This is a genomic window from Burkholderia stagnalis, from assembly GCF_039848545.1.
Taxonomy (GTDB): domain Bacteria; phylum Pseudomonadota; class Gammaproteobacteria; order Burkholderiales; family Burkholderiaceae; genus Burkholderia; species Burkholderia stagnalis.
The window spans coordinates 200,610-219,963 of sequence record NZ_CP156685.1 but is presented as its reverse complement, the minus strand read 5'-3'; the positions used below and the strand labels follow the sequence as shown (position 1 = coordinate 219,963).

General features: G+C 65.5%; 14 protein-coding genes, 2 tRNA genes and 1 rRNA gene. 7 read left to right on the top strand and 10 right to left on the bottom strand.

The window, feature by feature from the left end:
• Positions 1-289: 289 nt before the first annotated feature.
• Complete coding sequence (locus ABFO07_RS01095; RefSeq protein WP_059563995.1) at positions 290-2,560, top strand: NADP-dependent malic enzyme; 2,271 nt, start codon at positions 290-292, stop codon at positions 2,558-2,560.
• 122 nt (positions 2,561-2,682) lie between these two features.
• Here ABFO07_RS01095 and ABFO07_RS01090 read toward each other — a convergent pair whose 3' ends face one another.
• On the bottom strand, positions 2,683-6,276 hold the full coding sequence (locus ABFO07_RS01090) for an indolepyruvate ferredoxin oxidoreductase family protein (protein ID WP_347468091.1): 3,594 nt from the start codon (positions 6,274-6,276) through the stop codon (positions 2,683-2,685).
• A gap of 317 nt (positions 6,277-6,593) precedes the next feature.
• Here ABFO07_RS01090 and ABFO07_RS01085 point away from each other — a divergent pair, with 317 nt between their 5' ends.
• A complete protein-coding gene (locus ABFO07_RS01085) occupies positions 6,594-6,791 on the top strand; it encodes a hypothetical protein (RefSeq protein WP_059960745.1) in 198 nt (65 codons plus the stop codon).
• A 123-nt stretch (positions 6,792-6,914) separates the two neighbouring features.
• Here the strand turns inward: ABFO07_RS01085 and hppD are convergent, their stop codons facing one another.
• Entirely contained in the window at positions 6,915-8,012 is a 1,098-nt protein-coding gene (gene hppD, locus ABFO07_RS01080; RefSeq protein WP_017334972.1) for a 4-hydroxyphenylpyruvate dioxygenase, read from the bottom strand.
• Between the two features lie 254 nt (positions 8,013-8,266).
• On the opposite strand from hppD, the gene ABFO07_RS01075 reads away from it, so the two are divergent.
• A complete protein-coding gene (locus ABFO07_RS01075) occupies positions 8,267-8,791 on the top strand; it encodes an Lrp/AsnC family transcriptional regulator (protein ID WP_059563998.1) in 525 nt (174 codons plus the stop codon).
• A 127-nt stretch (positions 8,792-8,918) separates the two neighbouring features.
• Here ABFO07_RS01075 and ABFO07_RS01070 read toward each other — a convergent pair whose 3' ends face one another.
• The 8 genes from ABFO07_RS01070 to paaA all read right to left on the bottom strand — a co-directional run bounded on the left by ABFO07_RS01070 (position 8,919) and on the right by paaA (position 15,233).
• The gene (locus ABFO07_RS01070; RefSeq protein WP_059563999.1) at positions 8,919-9,566 is read right to left on the bottom strand and encodes a GNAT family N-acetyltransferase; all 648 of its coding nucleotides are present in this window, start codon (positions 9,564-9,566) and stop codon (positions 8,919-8,921) included.
• Between the two features lie 234 nt (positions 9,567-9,800).
• A complete protein-coding gene (locus tag ABFO07_RS01065; RefSeq protein ID WP_059564000.1) occupies positions 9,801-10,406 on the bottom strand; it encodes a TetR/AcrR family transcriptional regulator in 606 nt (201 codons plus the stop codon).
• 16 nt (positions 10,407-10,422) lie between these two features.
• Positions 10,423-11,232 carry a DUF1835 domain-containing protein gene (locus ABFO07_RS01060; protein ID WP_059908015.1) on the bottom strand — a complete coding sequence of 270 codons (810 nt, stop codon included), beginning with the start codon at positions 11,230-11,232 and terminating at the stop codon, positions 10,423-10,425.
• Between the two features lie 174 nt (positions 11,233-11,406).
• A complete protein-coding gene (paaE, locus tag ABFO07_RS01055) occupies positions 11,407-12,495 on the bottom strand; it encodes a 1,2-phenylacetyl-CoA epoxidase subunit PaaE (protein WP_059801844.1) in 1,089 nt (362 codons plus the stop codon).
• A gap of 2 nt (positions 12,496-12,497) precedes the next feature.
• Positions 12,498-13,049 (bottom strand): 1,2-phenylacetyl-CoA epoxidase subunit PaaD, encoded by a 552-nt coding sequence (gene paaD / locus ABFO07_RS01050; protein ID WP_060351487.1) that lies wholly within the window; start codon positions 13,047-13,049, stop codon positions 12,498-12,500.
• 25 nt (positions 13,050-13,074) lie between these two features.
• On the bottom strand, positions 13,075-13,878 hold the full coding sequence (gene paaC / locus ABFO07_RS01045) for a 1,2-phenylacetyl-CoA epoxidase subunit PaaC (RefSeq protein WP_347468087.1): 804 nt from the start codon (positions 13,876-13,878) through the stop codon (positions 13,075-13,077).
• Positions 13,879-13,888: 10 nt separating this feature from the next.
• The gene (gene paaB, locus ABFO07_RS01040) at positions 13,889-14,173 is read right to left on the bottom strand and encodes a 1,2-phenylacetyl-CoA epoxidase subunit PaaB (RefSeq protein WP_010092957.1); all 285 of its coding nucleotides are present in this window, start codon (positions 14,171-14,173) and stop codon (positions 13,889-13,891) included.
• A 61-nt stretch (positions 14,174-14,234) separates the two neighbouring features.
• Positions 14,235-15,233: a 1,2-phenylacetyl-CoA epoxidase subunit PaaA gene (paaA, locus tag ABFO07_RS01035; RefSeq protein ID WP_059564005.1), complete on the bottom strand. Its 999-nt coding sequence runs from the start codon at positions 15,231-15,233 to the stop codon at positions 14,235-14,237.
• Between the two features lie 198 nt (positions 15,234-15,431).
• Here paaA and ABFO07_RS01030 point away from each other — a divergent pair, with 198 nt between their 5' ends.
• The 4 genes from ABFO07_RS01030 to ABFO07_RS01015 all read left to right on the top strand — a co-directional run bounded on the left by ABFO07_RS01030 (position 15,432) and on the right by ABFO07_RS01015 (position 19,014).
• Positions 15,432-16,697, top strand: a complete 1,266-nt coding sequence (locus tag ABFO07_RS01030; RefSeq protein ID WP_347468084.1) for an SGNH/GDSL hydrolase family protein — start codon at positions 15,432-15,434, stop codon at positions 16,695-16,697.
• 533 nt (positions 16,698-17,230) lie between these two features.
• A 16S ribosomal RNA gene (locus ABFO07_RS01025) occupies positions 17,231-18,761 on the top strand.
• Positions 18,762-18,822: 61 nt separating this feature from the next.
• Positions 18,823-18,899: transfer RNA gene (locus ABFO07_RS01020), tRNA-Ile, on the top strand.
• A 39-nt stretch (positions 18,900-18,938) separates the two neighbouring features.
• Positions 18,939-19,014, top strand: a tRNA-Ala gene (locus ABFO07_RS01015).
• The last annotated feature ends 340 nt before the right edge of the window (positions 19,015-19,354 follow it).

Below are 19,354 nucleotides of genomic sequence, written 5' to 3'. Positions count from 1 at the left end.
CACCGCGCGCCACGGGTGAAACAAACGGGGCGCGATCGATGGGGCGCCGATGCCCGCGATGCGGCGCCGCAGCAACGTTCGTCATGCGCGGGGTGTACACTAGGCGACCCATTAGAAATCGTTCAGTACTTTGTACTTTCCTCTTGCCACCCGCCAAGGTTCGCGGGCGTGCCCATCCGGTGCGCCGCGGCCGTCGCAGCAATCGACCATCCCCTCGATCCACGCACACGCGGCTCCAGGTGCTGTGTACTGAACAGTCACAATTTCGCAAGTCTCTCGCAGGTCAATCATGGACGAACAACTGAAGCAGGCCGCTCTCGCCTATCACCTGAACCCGAAACCCGGCAAGATTTCGGTCACGCCGACCAAGCCGCTGTCGAACCAGCTCGATCTGTCGCTCGCGTATTCGCCGGGCGTCGCGGCCGCGTGCGAGGCGATCCATGCCGATCCGCTCGACGCGCAGAAGTACACGTCGCGCGGCAACCTCGTCGGCGTCATCACGAACGGCACCGCGGTGCTCGGCCTCGGCAACATCGGCCCGCTCGCCGCGAAGCCGGTGATGGAAGGCAAGGGCTGCCTGTTCAAGAAGTTCGCGGGCATCGACGTGTTCGACATCGAGCTGTCGGAATCCGATCCGGACAAGCTCGTCGAAGCGATCGCAATGCTCGAGCCGACGCTCGGCGGCATCAACCTCGAGGACATCAAGGCGCCGGAGTGCTTCTACATCGAGCAGAAGCTGCGCGAGCGCATGAAGATCCCGGTCTTCCACGACGACCAGCACGGCACCGCGATCATCGCGTCGGCCGCGATCCTGAACGGCCTGAAGGTGGTCGGCAAGAAGCTTGACGAAGTGAAGCTCGTCTGCTCGGGCGCGGGCGCCGCGGCGATCGCGTGCCTGGACCTGCTCGTGAAGCTCGGCCTGAACAAGGCGAACGTGCTCGTGTGCGATTCGAAGGGCGTGATCTACGAAGGCCGCGGCAACCTCGATCCGTCGAAGCAGCGCTACGCGGTGACGACCGACGCGCGCACGCTCGGCGATGCAATCGTCGGCGCCGACGTGTTCCTCGGCTGCTCGAGCGCCGGCGTGCTGAAGCAGGACATGGTCAAGGCGATGGGCAGCCGTCCGCTGATCCTCGCACTCGCGAACCCGGAACCGGAAATCCGCCCGGAAGACGCGAAGGCCGCGCGCTCGGACGTGATCATTGCGACCGGCCGTTCGGACTACCCGAACCAGGTCAACAACGTGCTGTGCTTCCCGTTCATCTTCCGCGGCGCGCTCGACGTCGGCGCGACGACGATCACGGAAGAGATGAAGCTCGCGTGCGTGCGCGCGATCGCCGAGCTGGCCCAGGAAACCGACCAGAGCGAGGAAGTCGCGAAGGCGTATGAAGGCCATTCGCTCGAGTTCGGCCCGGAATACCTGATCCCGAAGCCGTTCGACCCGCGCCTGATCATCAAGATCGCGCCGGCCGTCGCGCAGGCCGCGATGGATTCGGGCGTCGCGACCCGCCCGATCCAGGACATGGACGCATACCGCGAGCAGCTCGGCGCGACCGTCTACCGCACCGGCATGGTGATGCGCCCGGTGTTCGCGACCGCGAAGAAGCAGCAGGCCCGCATCGTGTTCGCCGAGGGCGAGGACGAGCGCGTGCTGCGCGCCGCGCAGTTCGTGCTGCAGGAAAAGATCGCGAAGCCGGTCATCGTCGGCCGCCCGTCGGTCGTCGAGATGCGCTTGCAGAAGATCGGCTCGAAGCTGAAGGCCGGCGTCGATTTCGAGATCGTCAATCCGGAAGACGACACCCGCTATCACCGCTACTGGCAGGCGTACCACGAGATCGGCGCGCGCGACGGCGTGACGCCGGAAGTCGCGAAGGCCGCGCTGCGCAAGTTCAACACGCTGATCGGCGCGATGCTCGTCCACCTGGGCGACGCGGACGGCATGATCTGCGGGATGATCGACACGTACCACAGCCATCTGAAGTTCATCGAGCAGGTGCTGGGCCGCGCGAAGGGCGCCGAGCATTACGCGGCGATGAACCTGCTGATGCTGCCGGGCCGCAACCTGTTCCTGTGCGATACCTACGTGAACGAGCAGCCGAGCGCCGAGCAGCTCGCCGACATGACGATCCAGGCCGCGGCCGAGATCGAGCGCTTCGGCATCACGCCGAAGGCCGCGCTGCTGTCGAACTCGAACTTCGGCAGCGCGCCGTCGGCGACGTCGCGCCGGATGGGCGAAGCCCGCAAGCTGATCGTCGAACGCGCGCCGCACCTGGAAGTGGACGGCGAAATGCACGGCGACGCGGCGCTGTCCGAAGCGATCCGCAAGGCCGCGTTCCCGGGCACGACGCTGACGGGCGAAGCGAACCTGCTGATCATGCCGAACGTGGAAGCGGCGAACATCGCGTACAACCTGCTGAAGATGGTCGGCGGCGAAGGCGTGACGGTCGGCCCGTTCCTGCTCGGCGCGGCGAAGCCGGTCCACATCCTGACGCCGGCCGCGACCGTGCGCCGGATCATCAACATGACGGCGGTGGCCGCGGCGAACGTCAACACGAAGTAAATTCGCGCGAGCGTTCGCGCCGCGCCTTGCGCGCGGCACCAAGAAAAACGCCACGGAGCCTCGGTTCCGTGGCGTTTTTTTTCATGGCGCGCCGCAGATCGCGGCGGCCGGCGCGGGCCCGCTCAGGCCACCTGCTGATGGTGCTGGGTGCCCGCCGGCGAACGCCACTGCGCGAGCAGCGTGTTCCACTTCTGGCGCACCGCGCGCAGGTTGTTCTCCTTCACGTGGCCGTAGCCGCGGATGCCGTCCGGCAGCGCCGCCAGCTCGAGCGCGAGCGGGCGGTTCGCGGCGTTCAGCTTGCCGACCAGCTCGTCGACCAGCGCCTCGTACTCGCCGATCAGCGCGCGCTCGGTGCGGCGCTCGTCGGTGCGGCCGAACGGATCGAGGCCGGTGCCGCGCAGGAACTTCAGCTTCGCGAGCATCCGGAACGCGGACATCATCCACGGGCCGTACGCCTTCTTCACCAGATGGCCGTGTGCGTCCTTCTTCGCGAACAGCGGCGGCGCGAGGTGGAATTTCAGCTTCCAGTCGCCTTCGAACTGCGCGGACAGCCGCGCGAGGAACGCCGGATCGGACTGCAGCCGCGCGACCTCGTATTCGTCCTTGTACGCCATCAGCTTGAACAGGCTGCGCGCAACCACCTCGGTCAGCGGCTCCTGCGCGGCGTCGCCGTCGGCCAGCGCGCGCTCGGCTGCGCGCACCTTGTCGACGAACGCCGCGTAGCGGGCCGCATAGGCCGCGTTCTGGTACGCGGTAAGGAAGTCCACCCGCTTCGCGATCAGCGCATCGACGGATTTCTTCGTGTGCAGCGTGATCACCGTCGCGCCGGCCTGCGCGTTGCGCGCGTCGCCGGCCGCGGCCTGCTGCACGCTCGCGAGATCGTGCGCGGCGCGGCGGCCCCAGTCGAATGCCGCGCGGTTCTTGTCGACCTGCACGGCGTTCAGCTCGATCGCGCGTTCGAGCGACGCGAGCGTGAGCGGCAGCCAGCCCTTCTGCCACGCGTAGCCGAGCACGAACGGGTTCGTGTAGATCGCGTCGCCGAGCAGCGCGACCGCGAAGCGGTTCGCGTCGACCAGGTCGACCGCGTCGCCCGCGGCCGCGCGGATGTCCTGCTCGGCCGACAGGCCCGGGAACGACCAGTTCGGGTTCTTGATGAAATCGGCGGTCGGCGTCTGCGCGCTGTTCACGACCACGCGCGTCGCGTCGTGCCGCATCCGCGACGTGCATTCGTCGCCGGCCGTGACGAGCGCGTCGCAGCCGATCACGAGGTCGGCCTCGCCCATCGCGATCCGCGTCGCATGGATGTCGGTCGGCGCGTGCGAGATCTGCACGTGGCTCATCACCGCGCCGCCCTTCTGCGCGAGGCCGGTCACGTCGAGCACGGTCACGCCCTTGTTTTCCAGGTGCGCGGCCATCCCGAGCAGCGCGCCGATCGTCACGACGCCGGTGCCGCCGACGCCCGTCACCAGCACGCCGTACGCGCGGTCGATCGCCGGCAGCGCCGGTTCGGGGATCGGCGGGAGCGCGCTGCCGTCGACCGCAACGGCCTTCGGCTTCTTCAACTGGCCGCCCTCGACGGTGACGAAGCTCGGGCAGAAGCCCTTCACGCACGAGAAGTCCTTGTTGCAGGTCGACTGGTTGATCTGGCGCTTCGTGCCGAATTCGGTTTCCAGCGGCTCGACCGACAGGCAGTTCGACTGCACCGAGCAGTCGCCGCAGCCTTCGCACACCGCGTCGTTGATCACGACGCGTTTTGCCGGGTCCGGATACGTGCCGCGCTTGCGGCGGCGGCGCTTCTCGGTCGCGCAGGTCTGGTCGTAGATCAGGATCGTCGTGCCCTCGATCTCGCGCAGCTCGCGCTGCACGTCGTCGAGCTGGTCGCGGTGATGGATCGTGACGCCCGGCGCGAGCAGCGACTTCGTGTCGTCGTACTTCTCCGGCTCATCGGTGACGATCACGATCTTCTTCGCGCCTTCCGACGCGAGCTGGTGCGTGATCTGCGGCACCGTCAGCACGCCGTCGACCGGCTGGCCGCCCGTCATCGCGACCGCGTCGTTGTAGAGGATCTTGTAGGTGATGTTCGCCTTCGACGAGATCGCCGCGCGCACCGCGAGCAGGCCCGAATGGAAGTAGGTGCCGTCGCCGAGGTTCGCGAACACGTGCTTCTCGTCGGTGAACGGCGCCTGGCCGATCCACGGCACGCCTTCGCCGCCCATCTGGCTGAAGGTGCTCGTGCTGCGGTCCATCCACACGGTCATGTAGTGGCAGCCGATTCCCGCGATCGCGCGCGAGCCGTCCGGCACGTTGGTCGACGTGTTGTGCGGGCAGCCGGAGCAGAACCACGGCTTGCGCTCGGTCGTCACGTGCGGCTTCGCGAGCGCCGTTTCCTTCGCGTTGATCACGGCGATGCGCGCAGCGATGCGCGCGCGCACGTCGGACGGCAGCTCGAACTTCTCGAGGCGCGTCGCGATCGCCTTCGCGATGATCGCGGGCGACAGCTCGTAGTGCGCGGGCAGCAGCCAGTTGCCCATCGGCACCGACCATTCGCCGCCGGCGCCGTCCTTCTCGTCGAACTTGCCGAATACGCGCGGCCGCTGGCCGTCCGGCCAGTTGTACAGCTCTTCCTTGATCGCGTATTCGAGAATCTGGCGCTTTTCCTCGACCACGAGGATTTCGTCGAGGCCGCGCGCGAACGCCTGCGCGCCCTGCGCCTCGAGCGGCCACACGCAGCCGACCTTGTACAGGCGGATGCCGATGCGCGCGCAGGTTTCGTCGTCGAGGCCGAGGTCGATCAGCGCCTGGCGCACGTCGAGGTACGCCTTGCCGCCCGTCATGATGCCGAAGCGCGCATGCGGCGAATCGATCTCGATGCGGTCGAGCTTGTTCGCGCGCACATATGCGAGCGCCGCGTACCACTTGTAGTCGAGCAGGCGCGCTTCCTGCACGAGCGGCGGGTCGGGCCAGCGGATGTTCAGGCCGCCGTCGGGCATGATGAAGTCCGACGGCAGCACGATGTCGGTGCGATGCGGGTCGATGTCGACCGATGCCGACGATTCGACCACGTCGGTCACGCACTTCAGCGCGACCCACAGGCCCGAATAGCGGCTCATCGCCCAGCCGTGCAGGCCGAAGTCGAGATATTCCTGCACGTTGGACGGGAACAGCACCGGCAGGCCGCAGGCCTTGAAGATGTGTTCGGACTGGTGCGCGAGCGTCGACGATTTCGCCGCGTGGTCGTCGCCGGCGAGCACGAGCACGCCGCCGTGCTGCGACGAGCCGGCCGAGTTGGCGTGCTTGAACACGTCGCCCGTGCGGTCGACGCCGGGGCCCTTGCCGTACCACATGCCGAACACGCCGTCGTGCTTCGCGCCGGGGAACAGGTTCACCTGCTGCGAGCCCCACACGGCGGTGGCGGCGAGGTCTTCGTTGAGGCCGGGCTGGAAAACGATCTGGTGGGCGGACAGGTGCTTCTTGGCCTTCCACAGCGACTGGTCGAGGCCGCCGAGCGGCGAGCCGCGGTAACCGGAGATGAAGCCGGCCGTGTTGAGGCCGGCGGCGCGGTCGCGTTCCTGCTGGAGCATCGGCAGGCGCACGAGGGCCTGGATGCCGCTCATGTACGCGCGGCCGCGTTCGAGCGTGTATTTGTCGTCGAGCGTGACGGATGTCAGCGCGGCTTCCAGGGATGCGCGTTGGCCTGCGTCTAGCGGGGCATTCATGGATGTGTCTCCTCCACCCAGTTTGGGATCGCCAAAACTTCGAGCGCTTCGGCGACTTGTGGACGCGTCGGCAGTGGCCGGCATATTGGCCGGTTTTCAGTGATCGTAGCACTGGGATAAACCCGCCGCTCGTCGTCAAAATTGCCGGGCGGAGCGCGCTCCTGAGCAGGAATGACGCGTTACATCATGTAAAAGCATGTAAAGCTGCCTCGATCGCGAGCCGTTTGACGTTAATCTTGTCGGCCTGCCGGAGGTGCCCGTTCCTGCCGTCGTTTCGGCGCGCACGGGGAGGCTCCGGCAGTTCAACAGGAGGTGCAATGAATACACGTCATATCCAGAGTTTTCTGATCGTGTCCGCCGCGTTTTTCTCGATGACCGGCCCGGTGCACGCGCGCGGCGCGAGCGCACTCGCGGCGGCCGGCGCGCAGATGCGCCAGATCGCGCCGGCCCAGGACGCCGCCGCGCAACCGTCGGGCGGCGTGCGCGGGGCCGCGCCGCGGGCGAACGTGCGTTGATCCGGCCGCGCGGCCCAGCCGGCCGCGCCGCTGAAGCAAAAAGGGCGGGAATCCGAGGATTCCCGCCCTTTCTTTTTGAGCCGGCCGGCGCCCGCTGCCGCGGGGCGCCCGGTGCCGCATCCGTCAGGCCTTGTCCTGCACGACGCCGCGGCGGATCTGGTCGAGTTCGATCGATTCGAACAGCGCCTTGAAGTTGCCTTCGCCGAAGCCCTGGTTGCCCTTGCGCTGGATGATCTCGAAGAAGATCGGCCCGATCTGGTTTTCGGTGAAGATCTGCAGCAGCAGGTCGTCGCGCGCGCCGTCGATCAGGATCTTGCGCTTCCTCAGCTCGTCCAGCGGTTCGCCGTGGTCCGGCACGCGGCGGTCGACGAGTTCGTAGTACGTGTCGATCGTGTCGAGCAGCTTCACTTCCTTGCCGCGCAGGCCGTCGACCGCGCGATAGATGTCCGTCGCGCCGAGCGCGATGTGCTGGATGCCTTCGCCGTGGTACGCATCGAGGTATTCCTGGATCTGGCCGGCAGTGTCCGAGCCTTCCTCGTTGATCGGGATGCGGATCTTGCCGCACGGCGACGTCATCGCCTTCGACTTCACGCCCGTCACCTTGCCTTCGATGTCGAAGTAGCGCACTTCGCGGAAGTTGAACAGGCGCTCGTAGAACTCCGCCCATTCCTGCATGCGGCCGCGATGCACGTTGTGCGTCAGGTGGTCGATGTAGGTGAGGCCGTGGCCGACCGGGTTCGGGTTCGCGCCGGGGATCGGCTCGAAGTCGACGTCATAGATGCTGATGTCGCCGATCGCGCCCGGTTGCGCGCCGTTCTTGCCGCGCCAGCGGTCGACGAAGTAGATCAGCGAATCGCCGATGCCCTTGATCGCCGGGATGTTCAGCTCCATCGGGCCGGTCTTGTTGTCGAAGCCCCACGCGCCGAGCTCGAGCGCATGCTGGTAGGCCTTCGCCGCATCCTGCACGCGGAACGCGATCGCGCAGATCGACGGGCCGTGCAGGCGCGCGAAGCGCTGCGCGAACGAATCCGGCTCGGCGTTGATGATGAAGTTGATATCGCCCTGGCGGTAGACCGTCACGTCCTTGTGGCGATGGCGCGCGATCGCGGTGAAACCCATGCGCTCGAACAGCTGGCCGAGCGCCTTCGGGTCCGGCGCGGTGTATTCGATGAATTCGAAGCCGTCGGTGCCGACGGGGTTGTCCCAGGTGGGGATCTGCATCCGTGTCTCCTTTGTCGATCCGCGCCAACGGTTCAGCGCTTGCCCGGATCTCATGCTTTGCGGTCGAACGGCCTTGGCGCTTCAGCACCCGGCCCGGTTCCATGCCAATAACGAAGCGCGCCGCGACGCGCGCGATGAATCAGTGCGTGCGACAAAGTGTAGCGGGCGAGCCGGGGCGAAAACTTGCGAACTTGATCGCGTGTGACTACGATGGCGCAATTTCCAGTCTCGAATTCATGCTTGGGAGGCAGAACATGGCGCAAGTGGAACTCGATGCCATCGACCGGCGGATTCTCGCGATCCTTCAGGAGAACGGGCGCCTGTCGAACCAGGAGATCGCCGAACGGGTGAACCTGTCGCCGAGCCCGTGCCTGCGGCGCATCCGGCGGCTCGAGGAGATCGGCGTGATCACCGGCTATGTCGCGTTGCTGGATCCGCAGAAGCTCGGGCTCGACCTGCTCGCGTACGTCAGCGTGCGGCTCGAGAAGCGCGGCGGGCTCGCGCCGGCGCGCGCGGACGAAACGCCGGCGCGCGCCGGCGCGACGCATGCGGAGCTGTTCCGCGCGGCAGTGCAGGCGTGGCCGGAAGTGGTCGCGTGCCACGCGATGACGGGTGACATGGATTACCTGCTGCGCGTGCAGGTCGAGGACATGGCGCATTTCTCGCGCTTCGTGCAGGATCAGCTGCTGCACCATCCGTCGGTGATCGACATGAAGACGAGCTTTTCGCTCGAATGCTTCAAGGAGACGACGGCGCTGCCGATCCGCACGACGCGATAGCGCGTGCCGGCGAGTCGCCCGGCGGGCGGCGGAAGCAACGAGCGGGGAGCGATTGCGCGGAATCCGCGCGGGAGCCGGGCGCGCCGCGCAGGCAGCAGGCCTGCGGCGGGCGCCGGTGCGGCTGACGTCAGGCGGTCAGCGCGGCGGGCATCAGCGATTCGATGAACTTCGACGTGCGGTGCGCCTGGCGCTTGAGCGCGTAGTCGAACACCGCGGCCTGTTCCTGCAGCATCTCGGCGATGATCGTCGAGTGGTCGGCGGGCGCGAGCGACAGATACGCGTCGGCTTCGCCGTACGCATACTCGATCCGCATCCCGGACTTCTTCGCGATGTGCATCATCGTCGCGTTGCGCGACAGGCAATGCATATACAGCATCGTCACGTGCGTGTTGCGGCTGCGGATCGCCGCGCGCTCGAACAGCTTCGAGCCGACGCCGCGGCCGCGCGCGCTTTCGAGCACCGACACGCCGAATTCGGCGGTGCGCTTGTCGCCTTCGGCGGGCAGGTAGGCCAGGTGGCCGACGCCGATCAGTTCGAGTTCGTGGTCGAACACGCCGAACACGGTGTCGCGGCCGAAGTCGATCGTGCGGACATAGTTCTCGAGCACGTGGTCGGGCACCATCTGGCCGAAGCGCAGCAGGCGGTCCTCTTCATGGAGCGCGAGAAAGTGGGTGAGCATCTGCTCACGGTCTTTGGAAGCCAGTTCCCTGACGAGAACCGGCGCAGCACCGGCGGTGCCGACGACATCGGCATGGCCGTGGGTATGCGTGTTCATCGTGGGTTCCTCAATGTGTGACCGTACAGTGGGTTGTGCAACGCAACAGCATTCTACCCGACCGCAGGTCTCCGGATTGGGGAAAACCCGTACTCGTTTTCGAGGTGAAATTCTAAATACGCTTAAAAATCTTTGTAAATCACTGATTTTAAACGATTTAAAAATTCATCATATGAAATGCGCGGCCGGCTGATGCAGTGTTTCCGTCGCGCAACGCATGCTGCTTTGCGGCAATCAGGCGGGCGACGACAGGCCGTGCTCGATCATGCCGATCACCTGCTCCGCGAAGTCGCGGTAGCCGAGGCGCCCGCCCGGCTTGAGCCAGGTGAACGTCCAGTTGATCATCCCGAACACCATCATCGTCACCGACGTCTGGTTGTCTCGCGAGATTCGGTCCGGATACGCGCGCGCGAGCTGGCGCGCGAACGCGGCGACCACGTCGCGCTGGCGGTCGAGGATGATCTCGCGCTGCGCATCCTCGAGATACTTCACGTCGTTGAGCAGCGCGACGTGGCGGCTGTGCGACGTCTCGTACTCGGCGAGGAACGCGCGCACCAGCTCCGCGAATGCTTCGCGCTCGGTCAGGCCGCGCCGCTGGCTGGCGCCCTCGACCTCGGCGATGATCAGCATCAGCCGCTTCGTGTAGCGGTCGAGCAGGTCGAACAGGATCGCTTCCTTGCTCTCGTAATAGTGATAGAGGCGCGCCTTCGACGTGCCGCTCGCGGTCGCGAGATCGGACATCGACGTGCTCGGGTAGCTCGACTGCGCGAACTTCTGGGCGGCGAGATCGAGGATCTGCTCGCGCTGGGATTCGTGATCGGGGGCTCGGGTACGGGCCATGTTCTGAGGCGGGAGATTAGCGTTGCGGCACGGCGGCGCGGGTGGCGCGCACCAGCGTGACGGGGAGGTCGGCGGCGGGGTCCTGCAGTTCGAGGCGGCCGGCGGCGGCCAGCTCCCGGCAGCGCCACAGCGCGATCGAGTCGCTGACGAACAGCCCGCCGCGGTCGGCGCCGGCCATCACGCTGCCGGCGAGCCGCCGCGCCGGCAGCCAGTCGCCGTCCGCGTGCTCGAGGATCAGCGCATCGAGGTTCGCGAAGTGGCCACTCTTGATCGTGTTGCTGATCCAGTAGCGGAGCTCGGCATCCAGGTGCTTCGCTTCCTGCCATTCGAGCGCGAGCCGGCCGATGCGCAGCACCGAGATCGGCGCGGCTTCCGGCAGCTTCGCGCGCAGCTGCGCGGGCGAGAACATGCCGGTCGCGCACGCGCGGTCCGCACGCGGCGGCGGCGTATCGAGGTCGGCATCCGACAGGCGGACTTCGTTCAGGCGCTGCGGCACATTGCGCAGATGGTAGGCGACCCGGCGCAGCAGCAGCTTGTCGCCGACGCTCGGCGCATGCCAGACGACCACCTGGCCGGTGTCCATCGCCAGCAGGTCGAGGCTTGCGAACTCGTGTTCGACTTCCGCCTTCCAGTCGGGGATCTGATCGCCGAGCACGCGCTGCCAGAATGCCGCGCGGGCGTCCGGCGTCTCGTCGATGCCCTTGAGGGGCCCGACGGCCAGATCGTCGCGCAATCCGACGACGCGCTCGTCGCGCCCGGCTTGCGCAAGCGCCTCGTTGAGCGACGCGGCGGCGGAGCCGCCCTGAATCACGTGAATGGTACTCATCGGCCTGTCGTCAACAATAGAAAACCGCCGGCCGGTCGGACCTGGCGCGGTCCGGCCGACGGGCGGCCCCTAGTGTAAGCGAGATGTGTGACGGCGCGAAACCGTCGGGCACAGCGACGCCGGGCCGCACCGTGCCGGGCTTGCGGCCGGTCGACGCCCCGGCTCGCGGGCGGGTCAACGTTCGTCGTAGCTCACCACGACCTTGTCGCTGACCGGATGGCACTGGCAGGTGAGCACGAAGCCGTCCTTCACCTCCTGCGCCTCGAGCGTGTAGTTCTTCTCCATCCGCACCTCGCCTTCGAGCACCTTCGCGCGGCAGGTGCAGCACACGCCGCCCTTGCACGCGTACGGCAGCGCGAGGCCGGCGCGCAGGCCGACGTCGAGCAGGCTCACGCCTTCGTACGGCAGGCGCAGCTTGCGCTTCTTGCCGTCGAGGACGATTTCGAGTTCGGCGGCGGGCGTCGCGTCGGTGATCTCGACGGCCGGCACGCCGGCCTGCGGCAGCGGGGTGCCGAAGCGCTCGACGTGGACCTTCGCCTGCGGCACGCCGGCCGCCTTCAGCGCGGCTTCCGCCGCATCCATCATCGGCGCGGGGCCGCAGATGAACGCCTCGTCGATTGAGTCGGCCGGTACGAGCGTGTCGAGGAACGCCGCGCACTTCGCCTGGTCGAGCACGCCGTTGAACAGCTCGACGTCCTGGAGGTCGTCGGACAGCACGTGATACAGCACGAAGCGGTTCATGTAGCGGTTCTTCAGGTCCTCGAGCTCCTCCGCGAACATGATCGCGTCGACGCTGCGGTTGCCGTAGATCAGCGTGAACGTGCTGCGCGGCTCCAGCTCGAGCGTCGTCTTGACGATCGCGAGCACCGGCGTGATGCCCGAGCCGCCGGAGAACGCCACGTATTGCTTGCCGTGATCCGCATTCAGGTGCGTGAAGAAGCGGCCGTCCGGCGTCATCACGTCGATCGTGTGGCCGGGCTTGAGCGTGTCGAACGCGAAATTCGAGAAGCGCCCGCCGCGCACGCGCTTGATGCCGATGCGCAGCTCGCCGTCGCGGTCGTAATCGGTGGTGCCGACGCAGATCGAGTACGAGCGGCGCGTTTCTTCACCGTCGATATGGGTTTTCAGCGTGACGAACTGCCCTTGCGTGAAACGGTAGGCGTCGCGCAGCTCGGGCGGCACATCGAACGAGACGGTCACGGCGTCGGCGGTCTCGGGCCGCACGTCGCGGATACGCAGCGGATGAAATTGCGGGGTCGCCATATTCAGTAGGGTTTGAAGTAGTCGAAGGGTTCGCGGCAGTCGACGCAGCGATACAGCGCCTTGCAGGCGGTCGATGCGAATTGGGCGAGACGCTCGGTGCGCGCGGAGCCGCAGCGCGGGCAGACCGGTGCCGCGACCGGGCGCGGCACGAAGCGGACGACGTTTTCGCGCGGCGCGGTGCTGCCGCACTGGCCGACCGGCGGCGCGATGCCGTACGCGCGCAGCTTGTCGCGCGCTTCCTGCGTGATCCAGTCGGTCGTCCACGCGGGGGCGAGCACGGTTTCGACCCGGTGCGGCGGCAGGCCGGCCTGCTGCATCGCGGCCGCGATGTCCTCGGCGATCTGCGACATCGCCGGGCAGCCCGAGTAGGTCGGCGTGATCACGACCTCGAGCTGGCCGTCGTCCGCGCGCCGGACGTCGCGCAGGATGCCCAGCTCGCGGATCGATACGACGGGGATTTCCGGGTCGGGCACCGCTTCCAGCACTTCCCATGCGCGCGCGAGCAGCGGATCGGCGGGGTGCGAAGCGGGGGCGGCGGCGGTGGGGACGGACATCGTCAGGCTCCGGTGAGTCGGTGCGTTACCAGGTCGCGCCCGGATGCTGGCGCGCGAGGCTCTGCATTTCGGCGAGCAGGTAGCCCATGTGTTCCGAGTGCTCGCCCTGCTTGCCGGTCGTGACGTGCTGGACCGGCGAGGGCAGAGCGAGGGTCGCCTCCGCGAGCGCGTCGTCGACGTCGGTGCGCCACCCCGCTTCGAGCGAGGCCGGCGCCGGGCCGATGCCGTGCGCGGCGATCGCGTCGTCGATCCGGTCCGCGGCGAAGAACTCGCGCGTGTACGGCATCAGGTAGTCGAGCGCCGCCTGCGCACGGCGGTGCGATTCGTCGGTGCCGTCGCCGAGGCGCACGAACCATTCGCGTGCGTGATGCACGTGGTAGCGGGTTTCCTTGACCGATTTCGCGGCGATCGCGGCGAGCGTCGCGTCGGACGAGGTTTCGAGCGCGGACCACACGTGCAGCATCAGCGTCGCGTACAGGAAGTTGCGCACGATCGTCACCGCGTAGTCCTTGTCGGCGTGCGCGGTGCCCGCGATCGGGCCGTAATGCGGCAGCTCGGCGAGCGTGAAGTTCGCGAACTCGCGTTCGGTGCGGAAGTACGCGTAGTCGTCCTCGGTCTTCGCGGCGCCGGTCAGCTGGCGCTCGAGGTCGGCCGCGTGCGTATACAGCATGCGCGCCTGGCCGACGAGGTCGAGGCTCATGTTGGTGAGCGCGATGTCTTCTTCGAGAATCGGGCCGTGGCCGCACCATTCGGCGTTGCGCTGACCGAGGATCAGCGCGTTGTCCGCGAGGCGCAGCACGTAGGCGAGGTGTTCGGGCGTGATCGTCATGGCGCGGGCGTTACATGTGGTTGACTTCGTCGGGCAGCGTGTAGAACGTCGGGTGACGGTAGATCTTGTCGCCCGCCGGTTCGAACAGCTCGGCCTTCTCGTTCGGATCCGACGCCGTGATCGCCGACGACGGCACCACCCAGATGCTCACGCCTTCCTGGCGGCGCGTGTACACGTCGCGCGCCATGCGCAGCGCCATCGACGCGTCGGCGGCGTGCAGGCTGCCGCAATGCTTGTGGTCGAGGCCCTGCTTGCTGCGCACGAACACTTCCCAGATCGGCCATTCCTTGTTCATCAGTCTCTCCTGGATTCCCGGATTCGATGGAGCCCGGCGCGCGGGCGCCGGGGCATGCCGCTCAGGCGGCGTGTTGTTCGGCGCGGGCGCGGCGCTTCGCTTCGTGCGCGAGCGCGGCTTCGCGCACCCATGCGCCGTCCTCGTGCGCCTTCACGCGGGTCGCGAGGCGCTCCTTGTTGCACGGGCCGTCGCCATTGACGACGCGCCAGAATTCTTCCCAGTCGATCGCGCCGTAGTCGTGGTGCCCGCGCGCGTCGTTCCATTTCAGGTCCGGATCGGGCAGCGTCACGCCGAGCACCTTGGCCTGCTCGACGGTCGCGTCGACGAATTTCTGCCGCAGGTCGTCGTTCGTGATCCGCTTGATGCCCCACTTGGCCGACTGGTTGCTGTGCACGGAATCGGCGTCGCTCGGGCCGAACATCATCAGCACCGGCCACCACCAGCGGTCCACCGCCTGCTGGACCATTGCGCGCTGCGCGTCGGTGCCCTTCATCATCGACAGCAGCGCATCGAAGCCCTGCCGCTGGTGGAACGACTCCTCCTTGCACACGCGGATCATCGCGCGCGCATACGGGCCGTACGTGCAGCGGCACAGCGGGATCTGGTTCATGATCGCGGCGCCGTCGACGAGCCAGCCGATCACGCCGACGTCCGCCCAGGTCGGCGTCGGGTAGTTGAAGATGCTCGAGTATTTCGCCTTGCCGGCATGAAGCGCGTCGATCAGCGCATCGCGCGACACGCCGAGCGTCTCGGCCGCGCTATACAGGTAGAGGCCGTGGCCCGCTTCGTCCTGCACCTTCGCGAGCAGGATCGCCTTGCGCTTGAGGCTCGGCGCGCGCGAGATCCAGTTGCCTTCCGGCAGCATGCCGACGACTTCCGAGTGCGCGTGCTGCGAGATCTGGCGCACCAGCGTCTTGCGGTACGCGTCGGGCATCCAGTCCTGCGGCTCGATCTTGCCGTCCGCGGCCATGACCGCGTCGAACCGCGCCTGCTCGGGCGACTCGGCCGCGGCGTCGAGCGGGGCGACGTTGCCGGGAATGTCGAGGGATTGCGTGTACATGGCGAGGTTCTCGTCCGGTTGAATGTGTGCGCAGTATAAACCAACCGACCGGTCGGTTAATAAATTTTTTGCGATAAATCATGCGGTGCGGGTATACGACAGGAGGGGTAATGGAGCCGCGCGCGGGAACGCGCGGCGACGCGCGGAGCCGAATGGCTTCTGCGGCACAATGCCCGCTTTCCGATGAGGATCTTGCCGATGTCTTTCCGTAGCAGTCTTGCCGCGGCCGCGCTGGGCGCGTCCGTTCTCCTGTCGCCGCTCGCGGCCGGCGCTGCGCCGGCGGGGTGGGTTGCCGCCTGGGCCACCGCGCTGCAGCCGATTCCGGATCTGGCGGCGCCGCCGCCGCTGTATCGCGCGCCCGACGTGGCGGGCAGGACGGTCCGGCAGATCGTTTATCCGACGGTGGCGGGCCGGGCGGCGCGGATTCGCGTGAGCAATGTGTACGGCAGCGGGCCGCTGGTCGTCGAGTCGGCGAGTCTCGCGCGCGCGGGCGAAGGTGCGGCGCTGGCCGACGCCGCGCCGGCGGCGGTGCGTTTCGGCGGCAAGGCGTCGGTCACGCTGGCGCCGGGGCAGGAGATCGAGAGCGATCCGGTGGCGATCGACGTGACGGCGGGGCGGCCGCTGGCGGTCAGTCTATATATGGGGGCGCACCAGCGGATGACAGTCTGGCATCGTGTGTCGAACCAGCTGAACTATGTATCGGGGCCGGGCGATTTCACGAGGGACGCCGGCGCCGGTACGTTCCGCACCCGCTTCACCCAATATGCGTGGGTGAGCGAGCTCGCGGTCGAGGCCGGACCGGCGCGCGCGAGTGTTGTGGCGATCGGCGATTCGATCACCGACGGGCTGCGCTCGAGCCTGAACCGGAATCGCCGGTGGCCGGATGCGTTGGCGCGCCGGTTTGCGTCGTCGGGTACGGATGCGATCGGCGTGGTGAACCTGGGGATCAGCGGCAATCGGCTGCTCAGCGATTCGGCGTGCTACGGCACGTCGCTGCAATCCCGCTTCGAGCGAGATGCACTGTCGCGTGCGGGTGTGAAGGCGGCGATCCTGCTGATCGGTATCAACGACATCAACTTCGCGGCGATGCCGCCGAAAGCCGGTCTCGATTGCGACCATCCGCATACGCAGGTGACGGCGGCATTGCTGATCGACGGCTATCGCCGGCTGATCGACGCTGCGCACCGCCAGGGCGTGAAGGTGATTGGCGCGACGCTCACGCCGGCGGCGTTGCCCGCGGGGCGCGAGGCGATCCGGCTGGAAGTGAACCGCTGGATCCGGACCGGCGGCGCGTTCGACGGGGTGGCGGACTTCGACGAGGCACTGCGTGACCCGGCGCGCCCGAGCGTTCTGCAGCGTCGCTACGACAGCGGCGACGGCATCCACCCGAGCGACGCCGGCTACGCGGCGATGGCCGATGCGGTGCCGGTCGATCGGCTGCAGGCGCTGGTTGCGGGGAAGTGACGTGTCGTGAGCGACGGGGCGCTCTATACGCTCTATATATAGGAGCGCCCCGTGCGCGGCAGCGCACGGGGTTTTTTTTGAATTTATTTCGCGCACCCCCTTGCGCTGGCGGCGCGGGATGCCTAGAATCACGCCTCTTTCGCGCTAACGGCAACGCAGCGCGGAAGGGGGAAGCGGAGTTGGTTGGATGCCCTGGTGGGCGCCCGGCCGGCGCAGGAAGATGAACCCCGCAGTCGCAACGAAGTAGTTAAAAAAGTTGTTGACGAACTGCGAAACAGTGTTCATAATCTCGTTTCTCTGCTGCTGACAACGCAGCGCTGCTGAGAAAGAAGAATTTCTCGCAGAAACGTTCTTTAAAAATTAACAGCCGATAAGTGTGGGCGCTTGATGGCAGCGAACCGATCCTCGGATCGGATAGCAAAAGTATCAAGAGTCTCACACTAAAGTAAGTCAGGTTTATGAAGCAATTCATATACCTGTCAGCTTTGAGTGAGCGACCGGTTCTTAACGGAACCGAAAACAGTAACAGGTTTGAACTGAAGAGTTTGATCCTGGCTCAGATTGAACGCTGGCGGCATGCCTTACACATGCAAGTCGAACGGCAGCACGGGTGCTTGCACCTGGTGGCGAGTGGCGAACGGGTGAGTAATACATCGGAACATGTCCTGTAGTGGGGGATAGCCCGGCGAAAGCCGGATTAATACCGCATACGATCTAAGGATGAAAGCGGGGGACCTTCGGGCCTCGCGCTATAGGGTTGGCCGATGGCTGATTAGCTAGTTGGTGGGGTAAAGGCCTACCAAGGCGACGATCAGTAGCTGGTCTGAGAGGACGACCAGCCACTGGGACTGAGACACGGCCCAGACTCCTACGGGAGGCAGCAGTGGGGAATTTTGGACAATGGGCGAAAGCCTGATCCAGCAATGCCGCGTGTGTGAAGAAGGCCTTCGGGTTGTAAAGCACTTTTGTCCGGAAAGAAATCCTTGGTCCTAATATGGCCGGGGGATGACGGTACCGGAAGAATAAGCACCGGCTAACTACGTGCCAGCAGCCGCGGTAATACGTAGGGTGCGAGCGTTAATCGGAATTACTGGGCGTAAAGCGTGCGCAGGCGGTTTGCTAAGACCGATGTGAAATCCCCGGGCTCAACCTGGGAACTGCATTGGTGACTGGCAGGCTAGAGTATGGCAGAGGGGGGTAGAATTCCACGTGTAGCAGTGAAATGCGTAGAGATGTGGAGGAATACCGATGGCGAAGGCAGCCCCCTGGGCCAATACTGACGCTCATGCACGAAAGCGTGGGGAGCAAACAGGATTAGATACCCTGGTAGTCCACGCCCTAAACGATGTCAACTAGTTGTTGGGGATTCATTTCCTTAGTAACGTAGCTAACGCGTGAAGTTGACCGCCTGGGGAGTACGGTCGCAAGATTAAAACTCAAAGGAATTGACGGGGACCCGCACAAGCGGTGGATGATGTGGATTAATTCGATGCAACGCGAAAAACCTTACCTACCCTTGACATGGTCGGAATCCTGCCGAGAGGCGGGAGTGCTCGAAAGAGAACCGATACACAGGTGCTGCATGGCTGTCGTCAGCTCGTGTCGTGAGATGTTGGGTTAAGTCCCGCAACGAGCGCAACCCTTGTCCTTAGTTGCTACGCAAGAGCACTCTAGGGAGACTGCCGGTGACAAACCGGAGGAAGGTGGGGATGACGTCAAGTCCTCATGGCCCTTATGGGTAGGGCTTCACACGTCATACAATGGTCGGAACAGAGGGTTGCCAACCCGCGAGGGGGAGCTAATCCCAGAAAACCGATCGTAGTCCGGATTGCACTCTGCAACTCGAGTGCATGAAGCTGGAATCGCTAGTAATCGCGGATCAGCATGCCGCGGTGAATACGTTCCCGGGTCTTGTACACACCGCCCGTCACACCATGGGAGTGGGTTTTACCAGAAGTGGCTAGTCTAACCGCAAGGAGGACGGTCACCACGGTAGGATTCATGACTGGGGTGAAGTCGTAACAAGGTAGCCGTATCGGAAGGTGCGGCTGGATCACCTCCTTTCCAGAGCTATTCGCAAAGTTGAGCGCTCACGCTTATCGGCTGTAAATTAGGACAGACTCAGGGGTCTGTAGCTCAGTCGGTTAGAGCACCGTCTTGATAAGGCGGGGGTCGTTGGTTCGAATCCAACCAGACCCACCAATTGTCTGGCGGAACATACCTGAGGAAGTCTCTGTACATGGGGGCATAGCTCAGCTGGGAGAGCACCTGCTTTGCAAGCAGGGGGTCGTCGGTTCGATCCCGTCTGCCTCCACCAATTGCGATGATCGTTAGCGCTTCAGCGCTTACGAGCATCTCACTCCCGAAGGGAGCCCAATGGATAATGTTTGATGGGGTTCGAGAGAACAAAATCGAATATTACGCATTGGCGATTGAGCCAGTCAGAGTGATATGAGTAACACCATATCGGCTGTCGTTCTTTAACAATCTGGAAGAAGTAAGTAATTTGGATAGCGGAAGCGTCTTGAGATGGACGTGGAAACTATCCGGGTTGTGATTGTATCGATGTATCTCAAGATGATTCGAACTTAATGTTCGGCTCAATTGGAATACGGCACAACGCGAGAACTCAACCTGTAGCGGCTGTCGATGAGACA

What these genes read in the sequence shown, in the direction of transcription:
- ABFO07_RS01070 (WP_059563999.1), bottom strand. Translation starts at nt 9,566, where the DNA reads ATGAACACGCATACCCACGGCCATGCCGATGTCGTCGGCACCGCCGGT.
- ABFO07_RS01065 (WP_059564000.1), bottom strand. Translation starts at nt 10,406, where the DNA reads ATGGCCCGTACCCGAGCCCCCGATCACGAATCCCAGCGCGAGCAGATC.
- hppD (WP_017334972.1), bottom strand. Translation starts at nt 8,012, where the DNA reads ATGCAGATCCCCACCTGGGACAACCCCGTCGGCACCGACGGCTTCGAA.
- ABFO07_RS01060 (WP_059908015.1), bottom strand. Translation starts at nt 11,232, where the DNA reads ATGAGTACCATTCACGTGATTCAGGGCGGCTCCGCCGCCGCGTCGCTC.
- ABFO07_RS01095 (WP_059563995.1), top strand. Translation starts at nt 290, where the DNA reads ATGGACGAACAACTGAAGCAGGCCGCTCTCGCCTATCACCTGAACCCG.
- paaA (WP_059564005.1), bottom strand. Translation starts at nt 15,233, where the DNA reads ATGTACACGCAATCCCTCGACATTCCCGGCAACGTCGCCCCGCTCGAC.
- ABFO07_RS01090 (WP_347468091.1), bottom strand. Translation starts at nt 6,276, where the DNA reads ATGAATGCCCCGCTAGACGCAGGCCAACGCGCATCCCTGGAAGCCGCG.
- ABFO07_RS01075 (WP_059563998.1), top strand. Translation starts at nt 8,267, where the DNA reads ATGGCGCAAGTGGAACTCGATGCCATCGACCGGCGGATTCTCGCGATC.
- paaC (WP_347468087.1), bottom strand. Translation starts at nt 13,878, where the DNA reads ATGACGATCACGCCCGAACACCTCGCCTACGTGCTGCGCCTCGCGGAC.
- ABFO07_RS01030 (WP_347468084.1), top strand. Translation starts at nt 15,432, where the DNA reads ATGTCTTTCCGTAGCAGTCTTGCCGCGGCCGCGCTGGGCGCGTCCGTT.
- paaE (WP_059801844.1), bottom strand. Translation starts at nt 12,495, where the DNA reads ATGGCGACCCCGCAATTTCATCCGCTGCGTATCCGCGACGTGCGGCCC.
- paaB (WP_010092957.1), bottom strand. Translation starts at nt 14,173, where the DNA reads ATGAACAAGGAATGGCCGATCTGGGAAGTGTTCGTGCGCAGCAAGCAG.
- ABFO07_RS01085 (WP_059960745.1), top strand. Translation starts at nt 6,594, where the DNA reads ATGAATACACGTCATATCCAGAGTTTTCTGATCGTGTCCGCCGCGTTT.
- paaD (WP_060351487.1), bottom strand. Translation starts at nt 13,049, where the DNA reads ATGTCCGTCCCCACCGCCGCCGCCCCCGCTTCGCACCCCGCCGATCCG.